This is a genomic window from Streptococcus sp. SP1 (genome assembly GCF_030440005.1).
Classification (GTDB): Bacteria; Bacillota; Bacilli; order Lactobacillales; family Streptococcaceae; genus Streptococcus; species Streptococcus parasanguinis.
The window spans coordinates 1-18,585 of sequence record NZ_JAQFJJ010000004.1 but is presented as its reverse complement, the minus strand read 5'-3'; the positions used below and the strand labels follow the sequence as shown (position 1 = coordinate 18,585).

At 40.7% G+C, this 18,585-nt stretch carries 14 protein-coding genes; 11 read left to right on the top strand and 3 right to left on the bottom strand.

Annotated elements, in window-relative coordinates; genetic code table 11:
• Nucleotides 1-111: 111 nt before the first annotated feature.
• From PCY07_RS02975 to alaS, 9 genes are all read left to right on the top strand, one after another.
• Nucleotides 112-1,458 (top strand): DUF1958 domain-containing protein, encoded by a 1,347-nt coding sequence (locus tag PCY07_RS02975; protein WP_301355285.1) that lies wholly within the window; start codon nt 112-114, stop codon nt 1,456-1,458.
• Nucleotides 1,459-1,529: 71 nt separating this feature from the next.
• A complete protein-coding gene (locus PCY07_RS02970) occupies nt 1,530-2,702 on the top strand; it encodes an MFS transporter (protein ID WP_013903303.1) in 1,173 nt (390 codons plus the stop codon).
• A gap of 167 nt (nt 2,703-2,869) precedes the next feature.
• On the top strand, nt 2,870-3,451 hold the full coding sequence (locus PCY07_RS02965; protein ID WP_301355286.1) for a hypothetical protein: 582 nt from the start codon (nt 2,870-2,872) through the stop codon (nt 3,449-3,451).
• Nucleotides 3,452-3,524: 73 nt separating this feature from the next.
• Nucleotides 3,525-4,475 carry a competence protein CoiA gene (locus tag PCY07_RS02960; protein ID WP_301355288.1) on the top strand — a complete coding sequence of 317 codons (951 nt, stop codon included), beginning with the start codon at nt 3,525-3,527 and terminating at the stop codon, nt 4,473-4,475.
• Nucleotides 4,476-4,547: 72 nt separating this feature from the next.
• Nucleotides 4,548-6,350 carry an oligoendopeptidase F gene (gene pepF / locus PCY07_RS02955; protein WP_301355290.1) on the top strand — a complete coding sequence of 601 codons (1,803 nt, stop codon included), beginning with the start codon at nt 4,548-4,550 and terminating at the stop codon, nt 6,348-6,350.
• Between the two features lies 1 nt (nt 6,351).
• Nucleotides 6,352-7,071 carry an O-methyltransferase gene (locus PCY07_RS02950; protein WP_301355292.1) on the top strand — a complete coding sequence of 240 codons (720 nt, stop codon included), beginning with the start codon at nt 6,352-6,354 and terminating at the stop codon, nt 7,069-7,071.
• Between the two features lie 73 nt (nt 7,072-7,144).
• Nucleotides 7,145-8,089 (top strand): peptidylprolyl isomerase PrsA, encoded by a 945-nt coding sequence (prsA, locus tag PCY07_RS02945; RefSeq protein ID WP_301355294.1) that lies wholly within the window; start codon nt 7,145-7,147, stop codon nt 8,087-8,089.
• Between the two features lie 253 nt (nt 8,090-8,342).
• Nucleotides 8,343-8,828: an LURP-one-related family protein gene (locus PCY07_RS02940; protein WP_301355296.1), complete on the top strand. Its 486-nt coding sequence runs from the start codon at nt 8,343-8,345 to the stop codon at nt 8,826-8,828.
• 24 nt (nt 8,829-8,852) lie between these two features.
• On the top strand, nt 8,853-11,471 hold the full coding sequence (gene alaS, locus PCY07_RS02935; protein ID WP_301355298.1) for an alanine--tRNA ligase: 2,619 nt from the start codon (nt 8,853-8,855) through the stop codon (nt 11,469-11,471).
• A 260-nt stretch (nt 11,472-11,731) separates the two neighbouring features.
• Here the strand turns inward: alaS and nrdF are convergent, their stop codons facing one another.
• From nrdF to nrdH, 3 genes are all read right to left on the bottom strand, one after another.
• Entirely contained in the window at nt 11,732-12,691 is a 960-nt protein-coding gene (nrdF, locus tag PCY07_RS02930; RefSeq protein ID WP_301355300.1) for a class 1b ribonucleoside-diphosphate reductase subunit beta, read from the bottom strand.
• A gap of 756 nt (nt 12,692-13,447) precedes the next feature.
• Entirely contained in the window at nt 13,448-15,607 is a 2,160-nt protein-coding gene (gene nrdE, locus PCY07_RS02925) for a class 1b ribonucleoside-diphosphate reductase subunit alpha (RefSeq protein ID WP_301355301.1), read from the bottom strand.
• A gap of 114 nt (nt 15,608-15,721) precedes the next feature.
• Entirely contained in the window at nt 15,722-15,940 is a 219-nt protein-coding gene (nrdH, locus tag PCY07_RS02920; RefSeq protein WP_003006408.1) for a glutaredoxin-like protein NrdH, read from the bottom strand.
• Between the two features lie 476 nt (nt 15,941-16,416).
• Between nrdH and PCY07_RS02915 the strand changes: the two genes are divergently transcribed.
• Nucleotides 16,417-16,680 carry a phosphocarrier protein HPr gene (locus PCY07_RS02915; RefSeq protein ID WP_003006411.1) on the top strand — a complete coding sequence of 88 codons (264 nt, stop codon included), beginning with the start codon at nt 16,417-16,419 and terminating at the stop codon, nt 16,678-16,680.
• A 4-nt stretch (nt 16,681-16,684) separates the two neighbouring features.
• A complete protein-coding gene (gene ptsP / locus PCY07_RS02910; RefSeq protein WP_014713082.1) occupies nt 16,685-18,418 on the top strand; it encodes a phosphoenolpyruvate--protein phosphotransferase in 1,734 nt (577 codons plus the stop codon).
• The last annotated feature ends 167 nt before the right edge of the window (nt 18,419-18,585 follow it).

The following is an 18,585-nucleotide window of genomic DNA, read 5'->3' as shown; positions in this document are numbered from 1 at the left end:
TAACTGCTGTGATTGGCTCTTTTCATCTACGGGGAGACAAGAAGAAAGAGCATAAAGGTTAGAAGCTTGTTTCAACCTCCAGCTGAATAGTCTGTTATAAAGGAATAGTTTATGATAAAAAAATATTTGATCCATATTTGCCTCCTTCTGAGTCTCTTATGCCAGCCAATTCTAGCTAGTGCGGATGAATTGGTGGATATGGCGCAAAAGATGTACCCAAATGACAATGTCCAAGCCATTAACCGTCCGCATTCTTCTCTCATTATTGACGGCAATACGGGAAATGTTCTTTGGAAAGACAATATCGATGAAGTCAGAGATCCTGCCAGCATGAGTAAGCTCATGACGCTCTATCTCTTGTTTGAAGATATGGCAAATGGCAAGATCAGTAAGGATACAGTGATCAAGGCGACCGCTTCAGATCAAGCGATCGGAAAGATTTATGAAATCTCCAACAATAATATTGTTGCTGGGGTGGACTATACAATTCCTGAGCTGATTACCATGACAGTGGTTCCATCCTCAAATGTATCGACCCTCATGTTGGCCAATCTCATGTCCAACAATGATCCAGATGCTTTTATCGAGCGCATGAATACCAAGGCTAAGGAATTAGGCATGACCAATACGGTCTGGAATAACCCAAGCGGGGCGGCTATCTCAACCTTGCAAGGCTACTATCAGGTAAATAATTATCCAAATGATGCGGCCAACCAGACAACTGCGCGTGATTTAGGGATTCTGGTCTATCATTTCATCAATCAATACCCGGATATCTTAAGCTATACCAATCAAGCACAAGTCACGGTAAAAAAAGGAACTCCGTATGAGGAAACCTTTGATACCTACAATTATTCATTGCCAGGAGCCAAGTATGCTTTGAAAGGTGTGGATGGTTTAAAAACTGGATCAAGTCCTCGTGGAGCTTTCAACTATATCGCGACCATCAAACGGGGCAATCAACGATTGATTGCTGTCATTATGGGCGTAGGAGATTGGGCAGACCAAGATGGGGAATATTACCGTCACCCGTTTGGGAATGCTTTGATCGAAAAAGCTTATAAAGATTTTGGCTATAAAAAATTGTTAGATGCAGGTGTCCAGAAGATTGACGGCAAGACCTATACACTCGAAAAACCCTTCTATGCAACGGTTAAAAAAGGGGCTAAAGAACCGACCCTTGAGGTAAAAGATGGCTATCTGACAGTAGATAATGATCTCTACACTTTGTATGAAGGTATCCGAGATGATATGAAGGTGGAAGAAGGGGCTAAGCCAGAGCTTGTCAAAGAAACAGCAAGTGGGAAAAAGACAACTGCTAAGCAAAGTAAATGGCTTTCGCTGGATCACTTCCTGATCTTGATTCCAATTCTCATTCTTGTCATCATTCTCTCGATTGAAAAACAAAGTCGTGAGAGACGCAAAAAAAAGGCTCAAAAGCGCTATAATAAAAAATAAATAGAAACTCAACTGGTGATCAGTTGGGTTTTGTCGTTGTTTCGTTCATACTTATTTAGAAAAGGATTCATATGAAAAAATTCCGAAATTCTTATGCAGCTTATATGTTGCTCTATAGTTTTTATTTTATGTCCACATCTCTCTTTACGACCCTCATTTCCGTCTATTTGATGGGAAAGCACTATAGTGCAACCCAAGTGTCGACCTTGGTATCGGTTGCCTTTTTCTTATCTATGGTAGCCCAACCTTTCTTTGGGTATATCAATGAGCGATTTGGAATCGTAAAAATGACGACCCTCAGTCTGAGTGTGATCATTGGTGGTGTCCTAGGTTTTCTTTGGGCACCTAATCTCTTTTGGCTGACCGTTTTTTATGGGATTGTTCTAGTCTGTTTGAATGGGACAGCTCCCATGATGGAAGTATTTGCAACGCAAAGTCCATACGCTTTTGGGAAGATTCGCGTTTGGGGAACCATTGGCTACTCGGTCGGTGTTCAAATAGCCGGCTGGGTCTATCATCAATTTAGCCCCCAAGCTGTCTATTATACGGTTTTGATCACTATTGTACTCAGTATTTTCTGTCTGAGTGCAGTTCGGATGAAGACAAGAGAGAAAAAAGAAGAAAAGGTTAAAGAGCCAGTTTCTATTCGCCCCCTTCTTCACAATGTGCCCTACCTCTTCTTTATCATTTTGATTGGCTTGGCTTCAGGTGTTGGAAATATTGGTCATACCTATATTCCTGAGCTACTCATGGATAGCGGTCTACCAGTCCATATTGCCTCAACGGTTGTAGCTATCTCGGTTGTAGTGGAAGCCCCCTTGATCTTTTTCTCTGATCGATTCATGGACCACTGGCCTTTACGGGTTTTGATCGCTCTTCCAATTGGGATTATTTTCGCTCAATATGCTGTCTATGCTCTTCCAAGTCCTGTCTTCTTAAAAGTGATAATGACTCTCTTAGCTAAGCACACGACAGGGATGGTTTTGATTATGGTCTCCTTACGGTTTATCGCCCAACAGGTAAATGGCAAAGACTTGGTTCTTGCCATGGCCATTGTCCAAGGAGCTCGTTATTTAGGAACCATTCTTTTACAACCCCTCGCAGCCCTCTGTATTGAAAGAGGTGGTTACCAAGTCATGAGTTTCTTTTTAGCAGGGGTTGTAGGGATCGTCTTTTTACTGAGTTTTGCCTTAAAAATGCCCCAAGGGAAGGCTCACGGCCTTTTTGGTGGTAAAGTAGACTAATGAAATTGATACAATTGTATGACTCATAATCGAGAAGTTGGATAGAAACACTGATTTCACAGTGTTTTGTCCAACTTTTTTGCTATTATTAAGAGCTAGTGATTAATTTGACAATCAAAGTATCCGATGGTAGAATGAGGTAAAATAAATATAAAGGAGACCATTTTATGAAAAAAATGATCTTATCGACAGCTGCTCTTTTGACGATTGTTTCACTTGCTGCTTGTTCAAACAAACAAGACACAAAGAAGGAAACTTCAAATAGTCAATCAACTACTAAAGTGACGAGCAAATCTGCCAACACTTCAAAAAGTAAGGATACTTCAACAGATTCAAAAGATACATCTACTTCTAGTCTCTTAACAGATGCTGAAATCAGCAAGGCTAAAACAGTTGGAGACTTCAAAAAGTTATTTGCAAAACTAATGGATCAAACGGTTTCTCTTACTGAAGAAGCAGGTGCTTCTGTGACAGGCTCAGCCAAAGTGGGCTATGATGCGACTGTCAGTAGCTTGAAGCAACAAATGGAAACTCAAAAAGAAATCTTTAATGAAGGATTGGAGACTATTGGATCCGACAGTACTATTGTTCCTAAAGAAGACCGTGAAGCTCTGATCGAAAGCTTGAAAGATGCTCGTGAAGAGTTGGAAAGCGCTCGTAAAGAAATGAAAGATTTGCAGAAAGAATTGAGTAAATCTCCTGTTGCAGATGATAACAGTGATGATTCGGATTCAGATTCTGAAGAATAAAAGGAAGAAAGGGTTGGAAATTTCCAGCCTTTTTCTTATTTTTTTCGAATGATATAGATGAGGAGGTGGGGCTATGTTTATTGCCATGGATAAAGATCAAAAGCGGTGGAACTGTATCAAGGAGGTCCCACCTACAACAGCTGGTCCTTTTTATTGCTTGGCTTGTCACAGTCAAGTGCGTCTAAAAAATGGCTCGGTTCTACGGCCTCATTTTGCTCATGTAGAATTACAGCATTGTCCCTACCATCACGAAGCGGAGAGTTTTGAACATCTGGAATTGAAAGCTAGTCTTTATGATTGGGCCTCTAAGGAGTCTAAAACAGAGGTAGAAAGTTATTTAGCAGACTTTCAACAAATTGCCGATCTTTTGGTAGTAGACAAGAACTTAGCTTTGGAAGTGCAGTGTAGCTCCTTATCTTTAGAACGCTTGAAGGAGAGAAGCGATGCTTATCGATCCCACGGTTACCAGGTCTATTGGTTACTTGGTAAAAAGTTGTGGCTCAAGGAAAGACTAACAAAACTGCAGGCTGGCTTTCTTTATTTTAGTCAGAATCGAGGTTTTCATCTTTGGGAATTGGATCTGGCAAAGAAAGAGCTACGTTTACAATACCTCATTCATGAGGATTTACGAGGGCGATTGCATTATCAAACAGAAATTTTCCCTTTTGGTCAAAGGTCCTTACTAGAAGTCTTACGGACCCCTTATCTTTCGCAACCCATGCAGCAAATGGCAGTCGAGCTCGATCGGACATTTTTAACGTATATACAGCAACAACTCTTTTATCGTCACCCAAAGTGGATGAGGTTTCAGGAAGAACTCTATTTGCAGGGACACCATCTACTGGAACTAGGCTTGGATTTCTTTTATCCTCTTTGTCGTCCGATCCTTTCACAGAACTTACTCCAAATTGAAGAGGATGTAGAAGGTTACTACCAGCAGTTTATGACCTATTATCAGTCGCAAGGGATCCAACCTGTTCAGATCCTCTATCCCCCACGTTTTTATGCTCAGCAGAAAAGCTAACTTTCTAAGATAGAAATCCTCCCGAAATGTTCATTTTTATGCTAAAATAGTACCATTGGAGGATTAATCGAAATGGTAAAACAACGTAATGAAATTGATGAAAAATACCACTGGGATTTGTCGACAATTTTTGCGACAGATCAAGCTTGGGAAGAAGAAGCAGCTAGCTTAGCTTCAGATATTAAAGCAGCTAGCCACTATGCTGGCCATTTGTTGGGTTCAGCGCAAACGCTTTTGGAGACAACCAATGCTTATTTGGAATTGAGCCGTCGCTTAGAAAAGGTCTATGTCTATGCTCATATGAAAAATGACCAAGATACACGAGTGGCTAAATACCAAGAATACCAATCAAAAGGGATGTCTCTTTATAGCTTGTTAGGCGAAACTTTTGCCTTCTATGAGCCTGAGTTCATGGCCATTACGGATGAGCAGTACAAAGCTTTTGTTAGTGAGGTTCCAGCCTTGGAACAATATGGTCATTATTTTGATCGTTTGCTAGAGAAAAAAGAACATGTCTTGTCCCAAGAAGAGGAAGAATTACTTGCAGGAGCTGGTGAGATCTTTGCTGCTGGCGGGGAAACATTTGAAATTTTGGACAATGCAGATATTGTTTTTCCAACTGTGCATGATGACAAGGGTGAAGAAGTTCAATTAACACATGGAAACTATATTTCTTTGGTAGAGTCAAAAGATCGTGCCGTTCGTAAAGAAGCTTATGAAGGTCTCTACAAGGTCTATGAACAGTACCAACATACCTATGCAAAAACCTTGCAAACCAATGTAAAAGTTCACAACTTCAATGCCAAAGTTCGCAAATTCTCATCTGCCCGTGAAGCAGCCCTTTCTGAAAACTTTGTACCAGAAAGTGTTTATGATAGCTTGGTAGCAGCTGTGAACAAACACTTGCCACTCTTGCAACGTTATGTGCAATTGCGCTCAAAAATTCTAGGAATCTCAGACTTGAAGATGTATGATATGTATACGCCATTATCCGATACAGACTACAAGTTTACCTATGAAGAATCATTGGCTAAAGCAGAAGAAGTCTTGGCTGTTTTGGGGGAGGACTACCTATCTCGTGTGAAACGTGCCTTTAGCGAACGGTGGATCGACGTGCATGTCAACCAAGGAAAACGCTCAGGTGCCTATTCAGGTGGTTCTTATGATACCAATGCCTTTATGTTGTTGAACTGGCAAGATACATTGGATAACCTCTTCACCTTGGTGCATGAAACTGGTCATAGTATGCATTCTAGCTATACCCGTGAAACCCAGCCGTATGTCTATGGAGACTACTCTATTTTCCTTGCTGAAATTGCCTCTACAACCAATGAAAATATCTTGACAGAACGTCTCCTAGAAGAAGTAGAAGACGATGCAACTCGTTTTGCTATTTTGAATCACTTCTTGGATGGCTTCCGTGGAACCGTCTTCCGTCAAACCCAGTTTGCCGAATTTGAGCATGCTATCCATAAAGCAGACCAAGAAGGTACCGTTTTGACTAGTGAATTCTTGAACAACCTCTATGCAGAACTCAATGAGAAATACTACGGTCTTTCAAAAGAAGACAACCCTGAAATCCAATATGAATGGGCTCGTATTCCTCACTTCTACTATAACTACTACGTTTTCCAATATTCAACTGGTTTTGCAGCAGCTTCAGCTCTAGCTGAAAAAATCGTTCATGGAACCCAAGAAGATCGTGACAAATATATCGACTACTTGAAGGCTGGAAACTCTGATTATCCACTCAATGTCATCCGCAAAGCAGGTGTGGATATGGAAAAAGAAGACTATTTGGACGCAGCCTTTGCAGTCTTTGAACGTCGTTTGAATGAATTTGAAACCCTAGTGGAAAAATTAGGACTCGCATAAAATGGTAGAGTCTTATAGTAAAAATGCCAACCACAATATGCGCCGGCCAGTCATTAAAGACGAGATCGTTGACTTTATGCGGACCCGTCAAAAGCCGGTAGCTGGTGCCCTGAAGGAATTAGAAGCATTCGCCCGCAAGGAAAATATTCCCATCATCCCGCATGAAACGGTAGCATACTTTAGACTACTCCTACAAGCCCTACAACCAAAGAAAATCCTTGAAATTGGGACAGCAATTGGGTTTTCGGCGCTCTTAATGGCTGAAAATGTCCCCAATGCACAAATTACTACCATTGATCGTAACGAAGAAATGATTGGCTTTGCCAAGAAAAATCTAGCTAAATACGATCTGAGAAAGCAAATTACCTTGCTTGAAGGAGACGCGGTAGATGTCTTGCGGGATTTAACAGAAACCTATGACTTTGTCTTTATGGACTCTGCTAAGTCTAAGTACATCGTCTTTTTGCCTCGCATCCTCGAACTCTTGGAGGTTGGAGGAGTCGTAGTATTGGATGATATTTTCCAAGGAGGAGATGTTGCCAAAGACATCATGGAAGTTCGTCGTGGGCAACGGACCATTTATCGAGGTCTTCAAAACCTCTTTAACGCGACTCTCAACCATCCAGATTTGACAGCTAGCTTGGTGCCACTTGGAGACGGTATTTTGATGATTCGTAAAAATGCAGAGACGGTAACCCTGCCAGATCCTAGCTCTTTTTAGGTAAATTTAAGGTATTCTCTCTAATTTGTGGTAAAATAGAAGAAGTTTTAAAAAGGAACGGAGAGTAATTTTCATGAAGAAAAAACTTGTAGCAGGTGCTGTGACCTTGCTATCAGTCGTAACATTAGCAGCCTGTGCAAATAGCACAAACAAAGATGTCGTGACCATGAAAGGGGACACGATCACAGTTTCAGATTTCTATGATGAAATCAAATCAAACCAAGGAGCCCAACAAGTTCTTTTCCAAATGACTATCAATAAAGTTTTTGAAAAAGAATATGGATCAAAAGTTTCTGATAAAGAAGTCGATAAAGAATTGGCTAAACAAAAGAAACAATTGGGCAACCAATTTGACGCTTACTTGGCGCAACAAGGCTTGACGGAAGAAACAGCGAAGAAACAAATCCGTAGCAATATGTTGTTGGAATATGCAGTTAATCAAGCTGCTAAGAAAGATATCAAAGAGTCAGACTACAAGGCGGCTTTTGAATCTTACACACCAGAAGTAACAGCACAAATTATCAAGTTGGATTCTGAAGACAAAGCAAAAGAAGTATTGGAAGCAGCTAAAGCTGAAGGTGCAGACTTTTCCAAAATTGCAAAAGACAATTCAACAGATACCGCTACAAAAGACAAAGGTGGCGAAGTCAAGTTCGATTCAGGAACAGCAGATATTCCATCTCAAGTCAAAGAAGCTGCCTTTAAGTTGGATGAAAATGGAATTTCAGATGTCATCACAGTTTCAGCAGGTCAAAACTATTCTGCTAGCTACTATATTGTCAAATTGAACAAGAAGACAGAAAAAGGTTCTGACTGGAAGAAATACGAAAAACGTCTGAAAGAGATCATTGTTGACGGTCGTAAGCAAGATACTAACTACATCCGTAGCATTATTGCAAAAGCGATGACCAATGCCAATATCAAGGTCAAAGATGATGCCTTCAAATCAACATTCAACCAATATTTGCAAAATATCGGTGTTGAAACAAGCGGTAGCAGCTCATCATCTAAAAAATAGTTGACGGTTCCTTTTGGAACTTGTATAATGAAATAGTTGAGAATAAATCATTGTTACTCAGAATCAGAGAAGTGGCGGGGGTGCGAGCCATGGAAGAGAAATGATTTTGCTACTCGGCTGAGACAATTACATACAAAATGAAGAATGACAAGTTCATTGAATGAAGGTGGTACCGCGGTTTTTCGCCCTTCGTTTAGTGGCTTGTCTTTTGTTTGTGAATCGTTCTCTGAAGCTTTTCAAAGGAGATCAAAAGATGCGAACCTATCAAGTGAAACAAAAATTTCGATTGGGTGGCGAACGCTTCGATATCAAAGATGAGTTAGGAAATGTCGAATACCAGGTTGAGGGATCCTTTCTTAAGATTCCCAAGACTTTTACCATTTATGATAAGAATGGAGAAAAAGTTAGCCATATCACCAAAAAAACAATCAGCCTTCTTCCAAAATTTGTGGTTGAGTTGATGAATGGGGACCGCTTTTATATCCATAAAAAGCTGACGATCTTCAGAGACAAATACGAAATCGAAGATTTGGGGCTTCGGGTGCAGGGAAATATCTGGGACCTGGAATTCAAATTGTTCGATGATCGGGATCAAATCGTCGCTGAGATTAGCAAAGAACTCTTTCATCTAACCTCTACTTATCAAGTATCGGTTTATGAGGATGAATACGCTGATTTAGTCATCTCACTGTGTGTCGCTATCGATTATGTCGAAATGTTAGAAGCAGGCACCAACTAATCTTATAAAAATTAGGAGACAAATATGAAACAATTATCTAGTGCACAAGTCCGCCAAATGTGGCTTGATTTCTGGGCAAGCAAAGGCCACTCAGTAGAACCATCTGTTAGTTTGGTTCCTGTAAACGACCCAACCCTTTTGTGGATCAACTCAGGGGTTGCCACTCTTAAGAAATACTTTGATGGAACTATCAAACCTGAAAACCCACGGATTACCAATGCTCAAAAGGCCATTCGTACCAATGATATCGAAAACGTAGGGAAGACTGCTCGTCACCATACTATGTTTGAAATGTTGGGGAACTTCTCCATCGGGGATTACTTCCGTGATGAAGCCATTACTTGGGCTTATGAGCTTTTGACAAGTCCTGAATGGTTCGACTTCCCCAAAGACAAACTTTACATGACCTATTATCCAGATGATAAGGATTCATACAACCGTTGGATCGCTGTTGGTGTGGATCCAAGTCACTTGATTCCAATCGAAGACAACTTCTGGGAAATCGGTGCGGGACCTTCTGGACCAGATACTGAAATCTTCTTTGACCGTGGTGAAGCTTTTGACCCTGAAAATATTGGTCTTCGCTTGCTTGCAGAAGATATCGAAAATGACCGTTACATCGAAATCTGGAACATTGTCTTGTCACAATTTAACGCAGACCCTGCTGTACCTCGTAGCGAATACAAGGAATTGCCACACAAGAACATTGATACGGGCGCTGGTTTAGAGCGTTTGGTAGCTGTTATCCAAGGGGCGAAGACCAACTTTGAAACAGACCTCTTCATGCCGATTATCCGTGAAGTTGAAAAGATGTCTGGTAAAACCTATGATCCAGATGGCGACAACATGAGCTTCAAGGTGATTGCAGACCACATCCGTTCGCTTTCATTTGCGATTGGAGATGGGGCTCTTCCTGGTAATGAAGGACGCGGTTACGTTCTTCGTCGTCTCCTCCGTCGTGCTTCTATGCATGGTCAAAAATTGGGGATCGAGGGAACTTTCTTGTATAAATTGGTTCCAACCGTTGGGAAGATCATGGAAAGTTACTACCCAGAAGTACTTGAAAAACAAGACTTCATCGAGAAAATCATCAAGAGTGAAGAAGAGTCATTTGCTCGTACTTTGAACTCTGGTCAACACTTTGCCCAAACCATCGTTGAAGACTTGAAAGAAAAAGGCCAAACGGTTATTGCTGGTCAAGATGTCTTCAAACTCTATGATACATACGGATTCCCAGTAGAATTGACAGAAGAAATCGCTGAAGAAGCTGGAATGACAGTCGATCGTGAAGGTTTTGAAGCAGCTATGAAGGAACAACAAGAGCGTGCGCGTGCATCAGCTGTCAAAGGCGGATCTATGGGGATGCAAAATGAAACCCTTCAAAATATCACAGTTGAAAGTGTCTTTAACTATAATGCTAGTCAATTGCCTTCTAAGTTGGTGGCTATCGTAGCGGACAATGCTGAAGTAGAAGCTGTTTCAGAAGGAACTGCATCACTGATCTTTGCAGAAACACCTTTCTACGCTGAAATGGGTGGACAAGTAGCTGACCACGGTCAAATCTTGGATGCGGCAGGAAATGTCGTAGCGACTGTAACAGACGTTCAAAAAGCACCAAATGGACAAGCACTCCATACTGTTGAAGTCCTTGCTCCTCTTGCCTTGAACCAAGAATACACCTTGGCCATTGACACTAATCGTCGTCACCGTGTGATGAAGAACCACACAGCAACTCACTTGCTCCATGCGGCTCTTCACAATATTCTTGGTAACCACGCAACCCAAGCAGGATCTCTCAACGAAGTAGAATTCCTTCGCTTTGACTTTACTCACTTCCAAGCCGTAACTCCTGAAGAATTACGCGCTATTGAGCAACAAGTCAATGAGAAGATCTGGGAAGCCATTGCAGTCAAGACTGTTGAGACTGATATTGATACAGCCAAAGAAATGGGAGCGATGGCCCTCTTTGGTGAGAAATACGGTAAAGAAGTTCGTGTTGTGACCATCGGTGACTACTCAGTTGAACTTTGTGGTGGTACCCATGTAGGCAATACTTCTGAAATCGGTCTCTTCAAGATTGTCAAGGAAGAAGGGATCGGCTCAGGAACTCGTCGTATCTTGGCAGTGACTGGTAAGGAAGCCTTTGAAGCTTATCGTGAACAAGAAGATGCTCTGAAAGCAGTCGCAGCAACCTTAAAAGCCCCTCAACTCAAAGAAGTCCCTCACAAGGTAGAAGGCCTTCAAGAGCAACTTCGTCAATTGCAAAAAGAAAATGCAGAATTGAAGGAAAAAGCAGCGGCTGCAGCAGCAGGTGATGTCTTCAAGAATGTTCAAGAAGCAAATGGTCACAGCTTTATCGCAAGCCAAGTTTCTGTATCAGATGCAGGTGCCCTTCGTACCTTCGCAGATAACTGGAAACAAAAAGACTACTCTGATGTGCTTGTCCTTGTCGCAGCCATCGGTGACAAAGTGAACGTCCTTGTAGCCAGCAAGACAAAAGATGTACACGCAGGTAATGTGATTAAAGAATTGGCTCCAATCGTTGATGGACGTGGCGGTGGTAAACCAGACATGGCCATGGCAGGAGGAAGCAACCAAGCGAAAATCCAAGAATTGTTGGATGCAGTAGCAGGTAAATTGTAATAATAGGAGAGAGTGGGACAGAAATCGGTAATTCGTTAGAATTCGATTTCGTTGTCCCGCCTCCGCACAGTTGAGTAGGGCTGTGAAAGCTGATGAAATCATCGTAGTAGACCCCACTCAACCACTGCGTCTTGCTCGACAATCCAAAGACAATTGAGAGGCTAGGACTTTTGTCCCAGCCTCTTTTTTTCAAATAAGAAGGGGATCCAATCAGAAAAAATCGCAACAAAAAAACCTTTCCGTCTGGAAAGGTTTTTGTCTTATAGGCCGTAGTTGTAATCGTCATCCTGCATGGCTTCTACTTCACCGAGAAGGTAACCATTTCCGACTTGAGAGAAGAAGTCGTGATTGGATGTTCCGGTTGAGATCCCGTTCATGACGATTGGGTTGACATCATCTGCTGAGTCAGGGAAGAGCGGATCTTGTCCCAAGTTCATGAGGGCTTTATTAGCGTTGTAACGAAGGAAGGTCTTGACTTCCTCTGTCCAACCTACACCGTCATAGAGGCTCTCTGTATAGCCTTCTTCATTCTCATAGAGGGTGTAAAGCAAGTCATACATCCATTCTTTAAGTTTTTCTTGTTCCTCTTCTGGTAATTCGTTAAATCCAAGTTGGAACTTATAGCCGATATAGGTTCCGTGAACAGATTCGTCCCGAATGATCAACTTGATGATCTCAGCCACGTTGGCCAACTTGTTGTTTCCAAGATAGTAGAGCGGTGTGAAGAAACCAGAGTAGAAGAGGAAGGTTTCAAGGAAGACGCTGGCTACTTTCTTTTCTAGAGGAGTGCCATTGAGGTAGATCTCGTTGATGATTTCTGCCTTCTTTTGAAGGAAGGGATTGGTATTGGTCCATTCGAAAATCTCTTCGATTTCTGACTTGGTATTCAAGGTAGAAAAGATAGAAGAGTAGGATTTAGCATGGACAGATTCCATAAATTGGATGTTGTTAAAGACAGCTTCTTCATGAGGAGTACGGATATCTGCACGAAGAGCTTGCACACCCGTTTCAGACTGCATGGTATCCAAGAGTGTCAATCCACCAAAGACTTTACCAACCAAGTCTTTTTCTTTGAGAGATAACTTTCTCCAGTCGTCTAAGTCGTTTGACAAAGGAATCCGTGTATCTAACCAGAATTGTTCGGTTAGCTTTTCCCAGGTCGATTTATCGATGACATCTTCGATGGCATTCCAGTTAATGGCTTTGTAGTAAGTCGTCATTTTGCTTTCTCGATTCTATAAATGGTTTTATACTAAGATTGAAGACAATTTTTACAAGTAAAATACAACTAGCGTAATACAATGATAGTGTAGAATATACATCAAAAAAACTAATATTAAATTTTTTAGTCAAATCGGTTGTAACATTATCAGTCAAGATAAAGAAAGTTCCCAAAAAAGTAAGAAATATTATTGTTAGCATACTACTAGTGAAAAGAAGTGTTATTAAACCCCAAAAATCCTTGTCAATAGTATTATTTTCTGATAGAAACAGTTTAGGAAATAGGTTAAGGAATAAAGAAATTGCTCCTATAACTAATAGTATACAGAAGAACTGAACAACAGAAGTTTCGGTAAATAGCTTACTCAACCTGTTAAAGTATTTTGTTATTATTGATAAAGATATTCCGTAGTTATTATCTTTAATGAAATTGGAAACCAGAAACCAGGTAAGAACATAAGGTATAACAAAATACTTATATACATTTGCATGTATATTGTTTAAGTTGGTTTTTAAAGCATGATAACAAATTAAATATAAAATAAAAATAGGAGATATGAATAGAACTAAAATTGAAATAAAAATAATTAATATGAAGTTTAAAAATTTCTTGAAATTTTTAGAATTCTTATAACGTTTAATGAAAAAAACAAATGTTTCTTTTATTTCTGGACAAAACTTTGTCAATTCCTTTAAAACAGAACGATAAGGAATAATGCAGATTGTATATATAATTATTATAAATATTGGGTTCATTAGATGACACAGCTTTCACATTGGTTCGCGCCAACTTCTCCACCATCATCTGTAAAGGTACGAACGTAGTAGATAGACTTGATACCTTTGTTAAAGGCGTAGTTCCGAAGGATAGACAAGTCACGAGTGGTTTGTTTGTTTTCAGTTTTCCATTCGTAAAGACCCTTTGGAATATCGCTGCGCATAAAGAGAGTCAGTGAAAGACCTTGGTCTACATGCTCAGTTGCCGCAGCATAGACATCGATGACTTTTCTCATATCCATGTCGTAGGCAGAAGTGTAGTAAGGGATGGTTGCAGTTGATAAACCAGCTGCAGGGTAGTAGATCTTCCCGATTTTCTTTTCTTGGCGTTCTTCAATCCGTTGTGTAATTGGGTGGATAGAAGCAGATACGTCATTGATGTAGCTGATTGAACCATTTGGTGCGACAGCCAAGCGGTTTTGGTGGTAAAGACCATCTACTTGAACTTTAGCACGCAGTTCTGTCCAATCCTCTGCACTTGGGATAAAGATATCTTTAAAGAGTTCTTTGACGCGATCAGATTTTGGTACAAATTCTCCAGTCGTGTACTTATCAAAGTAAGTACCGTTGGCATAGTCTGATTTTTCGAAGTTGTGGAAGGTAACGCCACGTTCACGCGCGATGTTGTTTGATTCTACGAGAGTCCAGTAGTTCATGAGCATGAAATAGATACTTGTGAACTCAACAGACTCAGGCGATCCGTATTCAATCAATTGTTGCGCAAGGTAGCTGTGAAGTCCCATAGCTCCAAGTCCGAACGAATGCGCCAGTTTATTTCCGTGGTCAATAGTTGGGACTGCTACGATATGAGAGCTATCTGTAACGAAGGTCAAAGCACGAACCATGGCACGAATTGAACGACCAAAATCAGGTGAAGTCATCATGTTGACCACGTTGGTTGAACCAAGGTTACATGAGACGTCTGTTCCCATTTGGACAAATTCTTGGGCATCGTTGATCAAGCTTGGTTCTTGAACCTGTAGGATCTCTGAACACAAGTTACTCATGATGATTTTTCCATCAACTGGGTTTGCCCGGTTAGCAGTATCGATGTTGACTACATAAGGGTAGCCAGATTCTTGTTGCAATTTAGAAATTTCAGTTTCCAAATCACGTGCCTTGATTTTTGTCTTACGGATATTTGGATTAGCGACCAACTCATCATATTTTTCAGTGATATCAATGTAGTTAAATGGCACTCCGTATTCACGCTCAACAGAGTATGGGCTGAAGAGGTACATTTCTTCATTCTTACGAGCCAATTCATAGAATTTGTCTGGCACGACTACCCCAAGTGAGAGAGTCTTAACCCGAACTTTTTCATCAGCATTTTCTTTCTTAGTAGAAAGGAAGGCGATGATGTCTGGGTGGAAGACGTTGAGGTAAACAACCCCAGCTCCTTGGCGTTGTCCCAATTGGTTAGAGTAAGAGAAGCTATCTTCAAAGAGTTTCATAACTGGAACGACCCCAGAAGCAGCTCCTTCATAGCCCTTGATCGGTGCTCCAGCTTCACGAAGGTTGCTGAGGGAGATCCCAACCCCACCACCGATACGAGAAAGTTGAAGGGCAGAGTTGATAGAGCGTCCAATTGCATTCATGTCATCGGTTACTTGGATCAAGAAACAGGAGACCAATTCTCCACGGCGAGCACGACCAGCATTTAAGAAAGAAGGAGTAGCTGGTTGGTAACGTTGGTGGATAATTTCGTTTGCGATATCTCGCGCGATAGCTTCATTTCCACCTGCAAAGTAGAGAGCATTGAAGAAGACGCGGTCTTCCATACTTTCGAGATAGTATTCTCCATCATTTGTTTTCAGAGCATATTGGTTATAGAATTTATAGGCCGCCATGAAGGACTTGAATTGGAAGTTTTGTTCTTTGATAAATTGGGCCAATTCTTCCAAAAATTCAGGACGATATTTCTCGATAAAAGCTCTTTCAATGTAATTATGCTCGAGAAGGTACTGAATCTTATCTGTAATCGAGTCAAAAGTCAGGGTATTTGGTACAACATTTTCTTTAAAGAAAGCATCCAGAGCTTCTTTATCTTTATGAAGCATGATTTGGCCATTTACTGGACGGTTGATTTCATTGTTAAGACGGAAATACGTCACATCTTCAAGAGATTTTAATCCCATAATAATCCTTTTCTAGTTCAAAAAAATGAAGAGGAAAATTCCTCTCTTTACAAGTAAAAAGTCTAGTGTTAGGTTGCTAACGCTAGACCCTATTTAAGCAAAATACTGTGTATATTAAGAAAGTTTCTTCAACTTAGCTGGTTGAAAACCAGAAAATACTTCATCCGGTGTTTGAATAACTGGAGCAGCATTGAAGCCAAGGTTTTTAACATGTTCTACAAATTCTGGCTGTTCATCTAAGTTAATTTCGCGGTATTCCACGTGATTGCTATCGAGGAATCGCTTCGTCATTTTGCACTGAACACAATTATTTTTTGAATAAATGGTTACCATTTCTTTTCCGTTCTCCTATCGAAATATAAATCTGTAAACAGTATAAACAAAATTCAGCAACTTGTCAACAAAATAAAACTAAATATTGTGCAAAGAGATGGAATAGGGCTTTCAAAACACAATATATTGTGGTTAACAAAAATTGAGAAATTCCAAGAAATAGGATAGGAATAGGCTTTAAAGCATCTTTAATTAGTTATAATTTTTTGGTGAATCAATATCCTGTGTTTCAGTAGCTTCTTTTTATTTGAAAGTGGAGGAAAATGTTACTTATAATATAGTAGAAAATTGAAAAGATATTTTCTCCGTTCTTCAGTAGCTTCTTAGAATGTATCTAAATTGGGATTTTTCGCAGTCTTTTTCTGTAAGTCAGTGATAAAAATCTTGAAAAAAATTTCAAAAGATGATATAATACCAAATTGTAAGGGTTATCAAAAGGTAACTCAAAAACTATTTTTTAAAAGGAGAGTCCAATTATGGCTTCTAAAGATTTCCACATCGTGGCAGAAACAGGTATCCACGCACGTCCAGCAACTTTGTTGGTTCAAACTGCTAGCAAATTTGCATCAGACATCACTCTTGAATACAAAGGTAAATCAGTTAACTTGAAATCAATCATGGGTGTTATGAGCCTTGGTGTTGGTCAAGGTGCTGACGTAGTAATTTCTGCTGAAGGTGCTGACGCTGATGATGCGATTGCAGCTATCTCAGAAACAATGACTAAAGAAGGATTGGCTTAAAAATATGACAAAAATGCTAAAAGGAATTGCAGCATCTGACGGTGTTGCCGTTGCTAAGGCATATTTGCTCATTCAACCAGACTTATCATTTGAGACAGTTTCAGTCGAAGATACAAGTGCAGAAGAAGCTCGTTTGGATGCAGCTCTTGAAGCTTCACAAAACGAGCTTTCTCTTATTCGGGAGAATGCAGTAGCAAGCCTTGGTGAAGAAGCAGCGCAAGTTTTTGATGCGCATATGATGGTTCTCGCTGACCCTGAAATGGTTGGTCAGATCAAAGAAACGATTCGTACGAAAAAAATCAATGCAGAAGCAGGCTTAAAAGAAGTCACTGACATGTTCATTGCGATCTTTGAAGGAATGGAAGACAATCCTTACATGCAAGAACGTGCAGCGGATATTCGTGACGTTACAAAACGTGTGCTTGCTAACTTGCTTGGTAAGAAATTGCCTAACCCTGCTTCTATCAATGAAGAAGCAATCGTGGTAGCGCATGACTTGACACCATCTGATACAGCTCAGTTGAACAAAAAGTACGTAAAAGCCTTTGTTACTAACATCGGTGGACGTACCAGTCACTCAGCTATCATGGCGCGTACACTTGAAATCGCGGCTGTTCTTGGTACAAATAACATCACAGAACTTGTCAAAGACGGTGATGTTTTGGCTGTTTCAGGGATCACTGGTGAAGTGGTGATCAACCCAACTGAAGAGCAAATTGCTGCCTTCAAAGCAGCTGGTGAAGCTTACGCGAAACAAAAAGCTGAATGGGCTCTCCTTAAAGATGCTCAAACAGTTACTGCTGATGGAAAACATTTCGAATTGGCTGCTAACATCGGTACACCTAAAGACGTTGAAGGTGTAAATGATAACGGTGCAGAAGCTGTTGGTCTCTATCGTACAGAATTCTTGTACATGGATTCTCAAGACTTCCCAACTGAAGATGATCAATACGAAGCTTACAAAGCTGTTCTTGAAGGTATGAACGGTAAACCTGTTGTCGTTCGTACAATGGATATCGGTGGAGATAAAGAACTCCCTTACTTCGATCTTCCTAAAGAAATGAACCCATTCTTAGGTTTCCGTGCTTTGCGTATCTCTATTTCTGAGACAGGTAACCAAATGTTCCGTACACAATTGCGTGCTTTACTTCGTGCATCTGTTCACGGTAAATTGCGGATCATGTTCCCAATGGTTGCTTTGTTGACTGAGTTCCGTACGGCTAAAGGAATTCTCGAAGAAGAAAAAGCGAAATTGGTTGCTGAAGGGGTAGCGGTTGCAGATGATATCCAAGTAGGTATCATGATTGAAATTCCAGCTGCGGCAATGCTTGCTGATCAATTTGCTAAAGAAGTTGATTTCTTCTCAATTGGTACAAACGACCTGATCCAATACACAATGGCTGCTGACCGTATGAACGAACAAGTTTCATACCTTTACCAACCCTATAACCCATCTATCCTTCGCTTGATCAACAATGTGATCAAAGCGGCTCACGCTGAAGGTAAATGGGCTGGTATGTGTGGTGAAATGGCCGGTGACCAAACTGCTGTTCCACTTCTTGTCGGAATGGGCTTGGATGAGTTCTCCATGTCAGCTACATCTGTCCTTCGTACACGTAGCTTGATGAAGAAATTGGACACTGCTAAAATGCAAGAATACGCTAACCGTGCTCTGACTGAATGTTCAACAATGGAAGAAGTTCTTGAACTTTCAAAAGAATATGTGAATGTAGACTAAGAGTCGAACAAGACTAAGACAATTCTGTCTTAGTCTTTTCTTATGTGACTTTCAGTCCGTCTCGCTCCGTTAGGTGCGAGACAAAAAACCACCCGCTATGCGGGTGCGCATCGAAGGTTATACCAAAAAAACTCCAAACGCGATACAATTAAGGTGTTCAAGCCAAT

Excerpts from the sequence above, each read along its gene's own strand:
- nrdH (WP_003006408.1), bottom strand. The coding sequence starts at position 15,940 with ATGGTAACCATTTATTCAAAAAATAATTGTGTTCAGTGCAAAATGACG.
- prsA (WP_301355294.1), top strand. The coding sequence starts at position 7,145 with ATGAAGAAAAAACTTGTAGCAGGTGCTGTGACCTTGCTATCAGTCGTA.
- PCY07_RS02970 (WP_013903303.1), top strand. The coding sequence starts at position 1,530 with ATGAAAAAATTCCGAAATTCTTATGCAGCTTATATGTTGCTCTATAGT.
- PCY07_RS02915 (WP_003006411.1), top strand. The coding sequence starts at position 16,417 with ATGGCTTCTAAAGATTTCCACATCGTGGCAGAAACAGGTATCCACGCA.
- PCY07_RS02965 (WP_301355286.1), top strand. The coding sequence starts at position 2,870 with ATGAAAAAAATGATCTTATCGACAGCTGCTCTTTTGACGATTGTTTCA.
- PCY07_RS02940 (WP_301355296.1), top strand. The coding sequence starts at position 8,343 with ATGCGAACCTATCAAGTGAAACAAAAATTTCGATTGGGTGGCGAACGC.
- PCY07_RS02975 (WP_301355285.1), top strand. The coding sequence starts at position 112 with ATGATAAAAAAATATTTGATCCATATTTGCCTCCTTCTGAGTCTCTTA.
- alaS (WP_301355298.1), top strand. The coding sequence starts at position 8,853 with ATGAAACAATTATCTAGTGCACAAGTCCGCCAAATGTGGCTTGATTTC.
- nrdF (WP_301355300.1), bottom strand. The coding sequence starts at position 12,691 with ATGACGACTTACTACAAAGCCATTAACTGGAATGCCATCGAAGATGTC.
- PCY07_RS02950 (WP_301355292.1), top strand. The coding sequence starts at position 6,352 with ATGGTAGAGTCTTATAGTAAAAATGCCAACCACAATATGCGCCGGCCA.
- pepF (WP_301355290.1), top strand. The coding sequence starts at position 4,548 with ATGGTAAAACAACGTAATGAAATTGATGAAAAATACCACTGGGATTTG.
- PCY07_RS02960 (WP_301355288.1), top strand. The coding sequence starts at position 3,525 with ATGTTTATTGCCATGGATAAAGATCAAAAGCGGTGGAACTGTATCAAG.
- nrdE (WP_301355301.1), bottom strand. The coding sequence starts at position 15,607 with ATGGGATTAAAATCTCTTGAAGATGTGACGTATTTCCGTCTTAACAAT.
- ptsP (WP_014713082.1), top strand. The coding sequence starts at position 16,685 with ATGACAAAAATGCTAAAAGGAATTGCAGCATCTGACGGTGTTGCCGTT.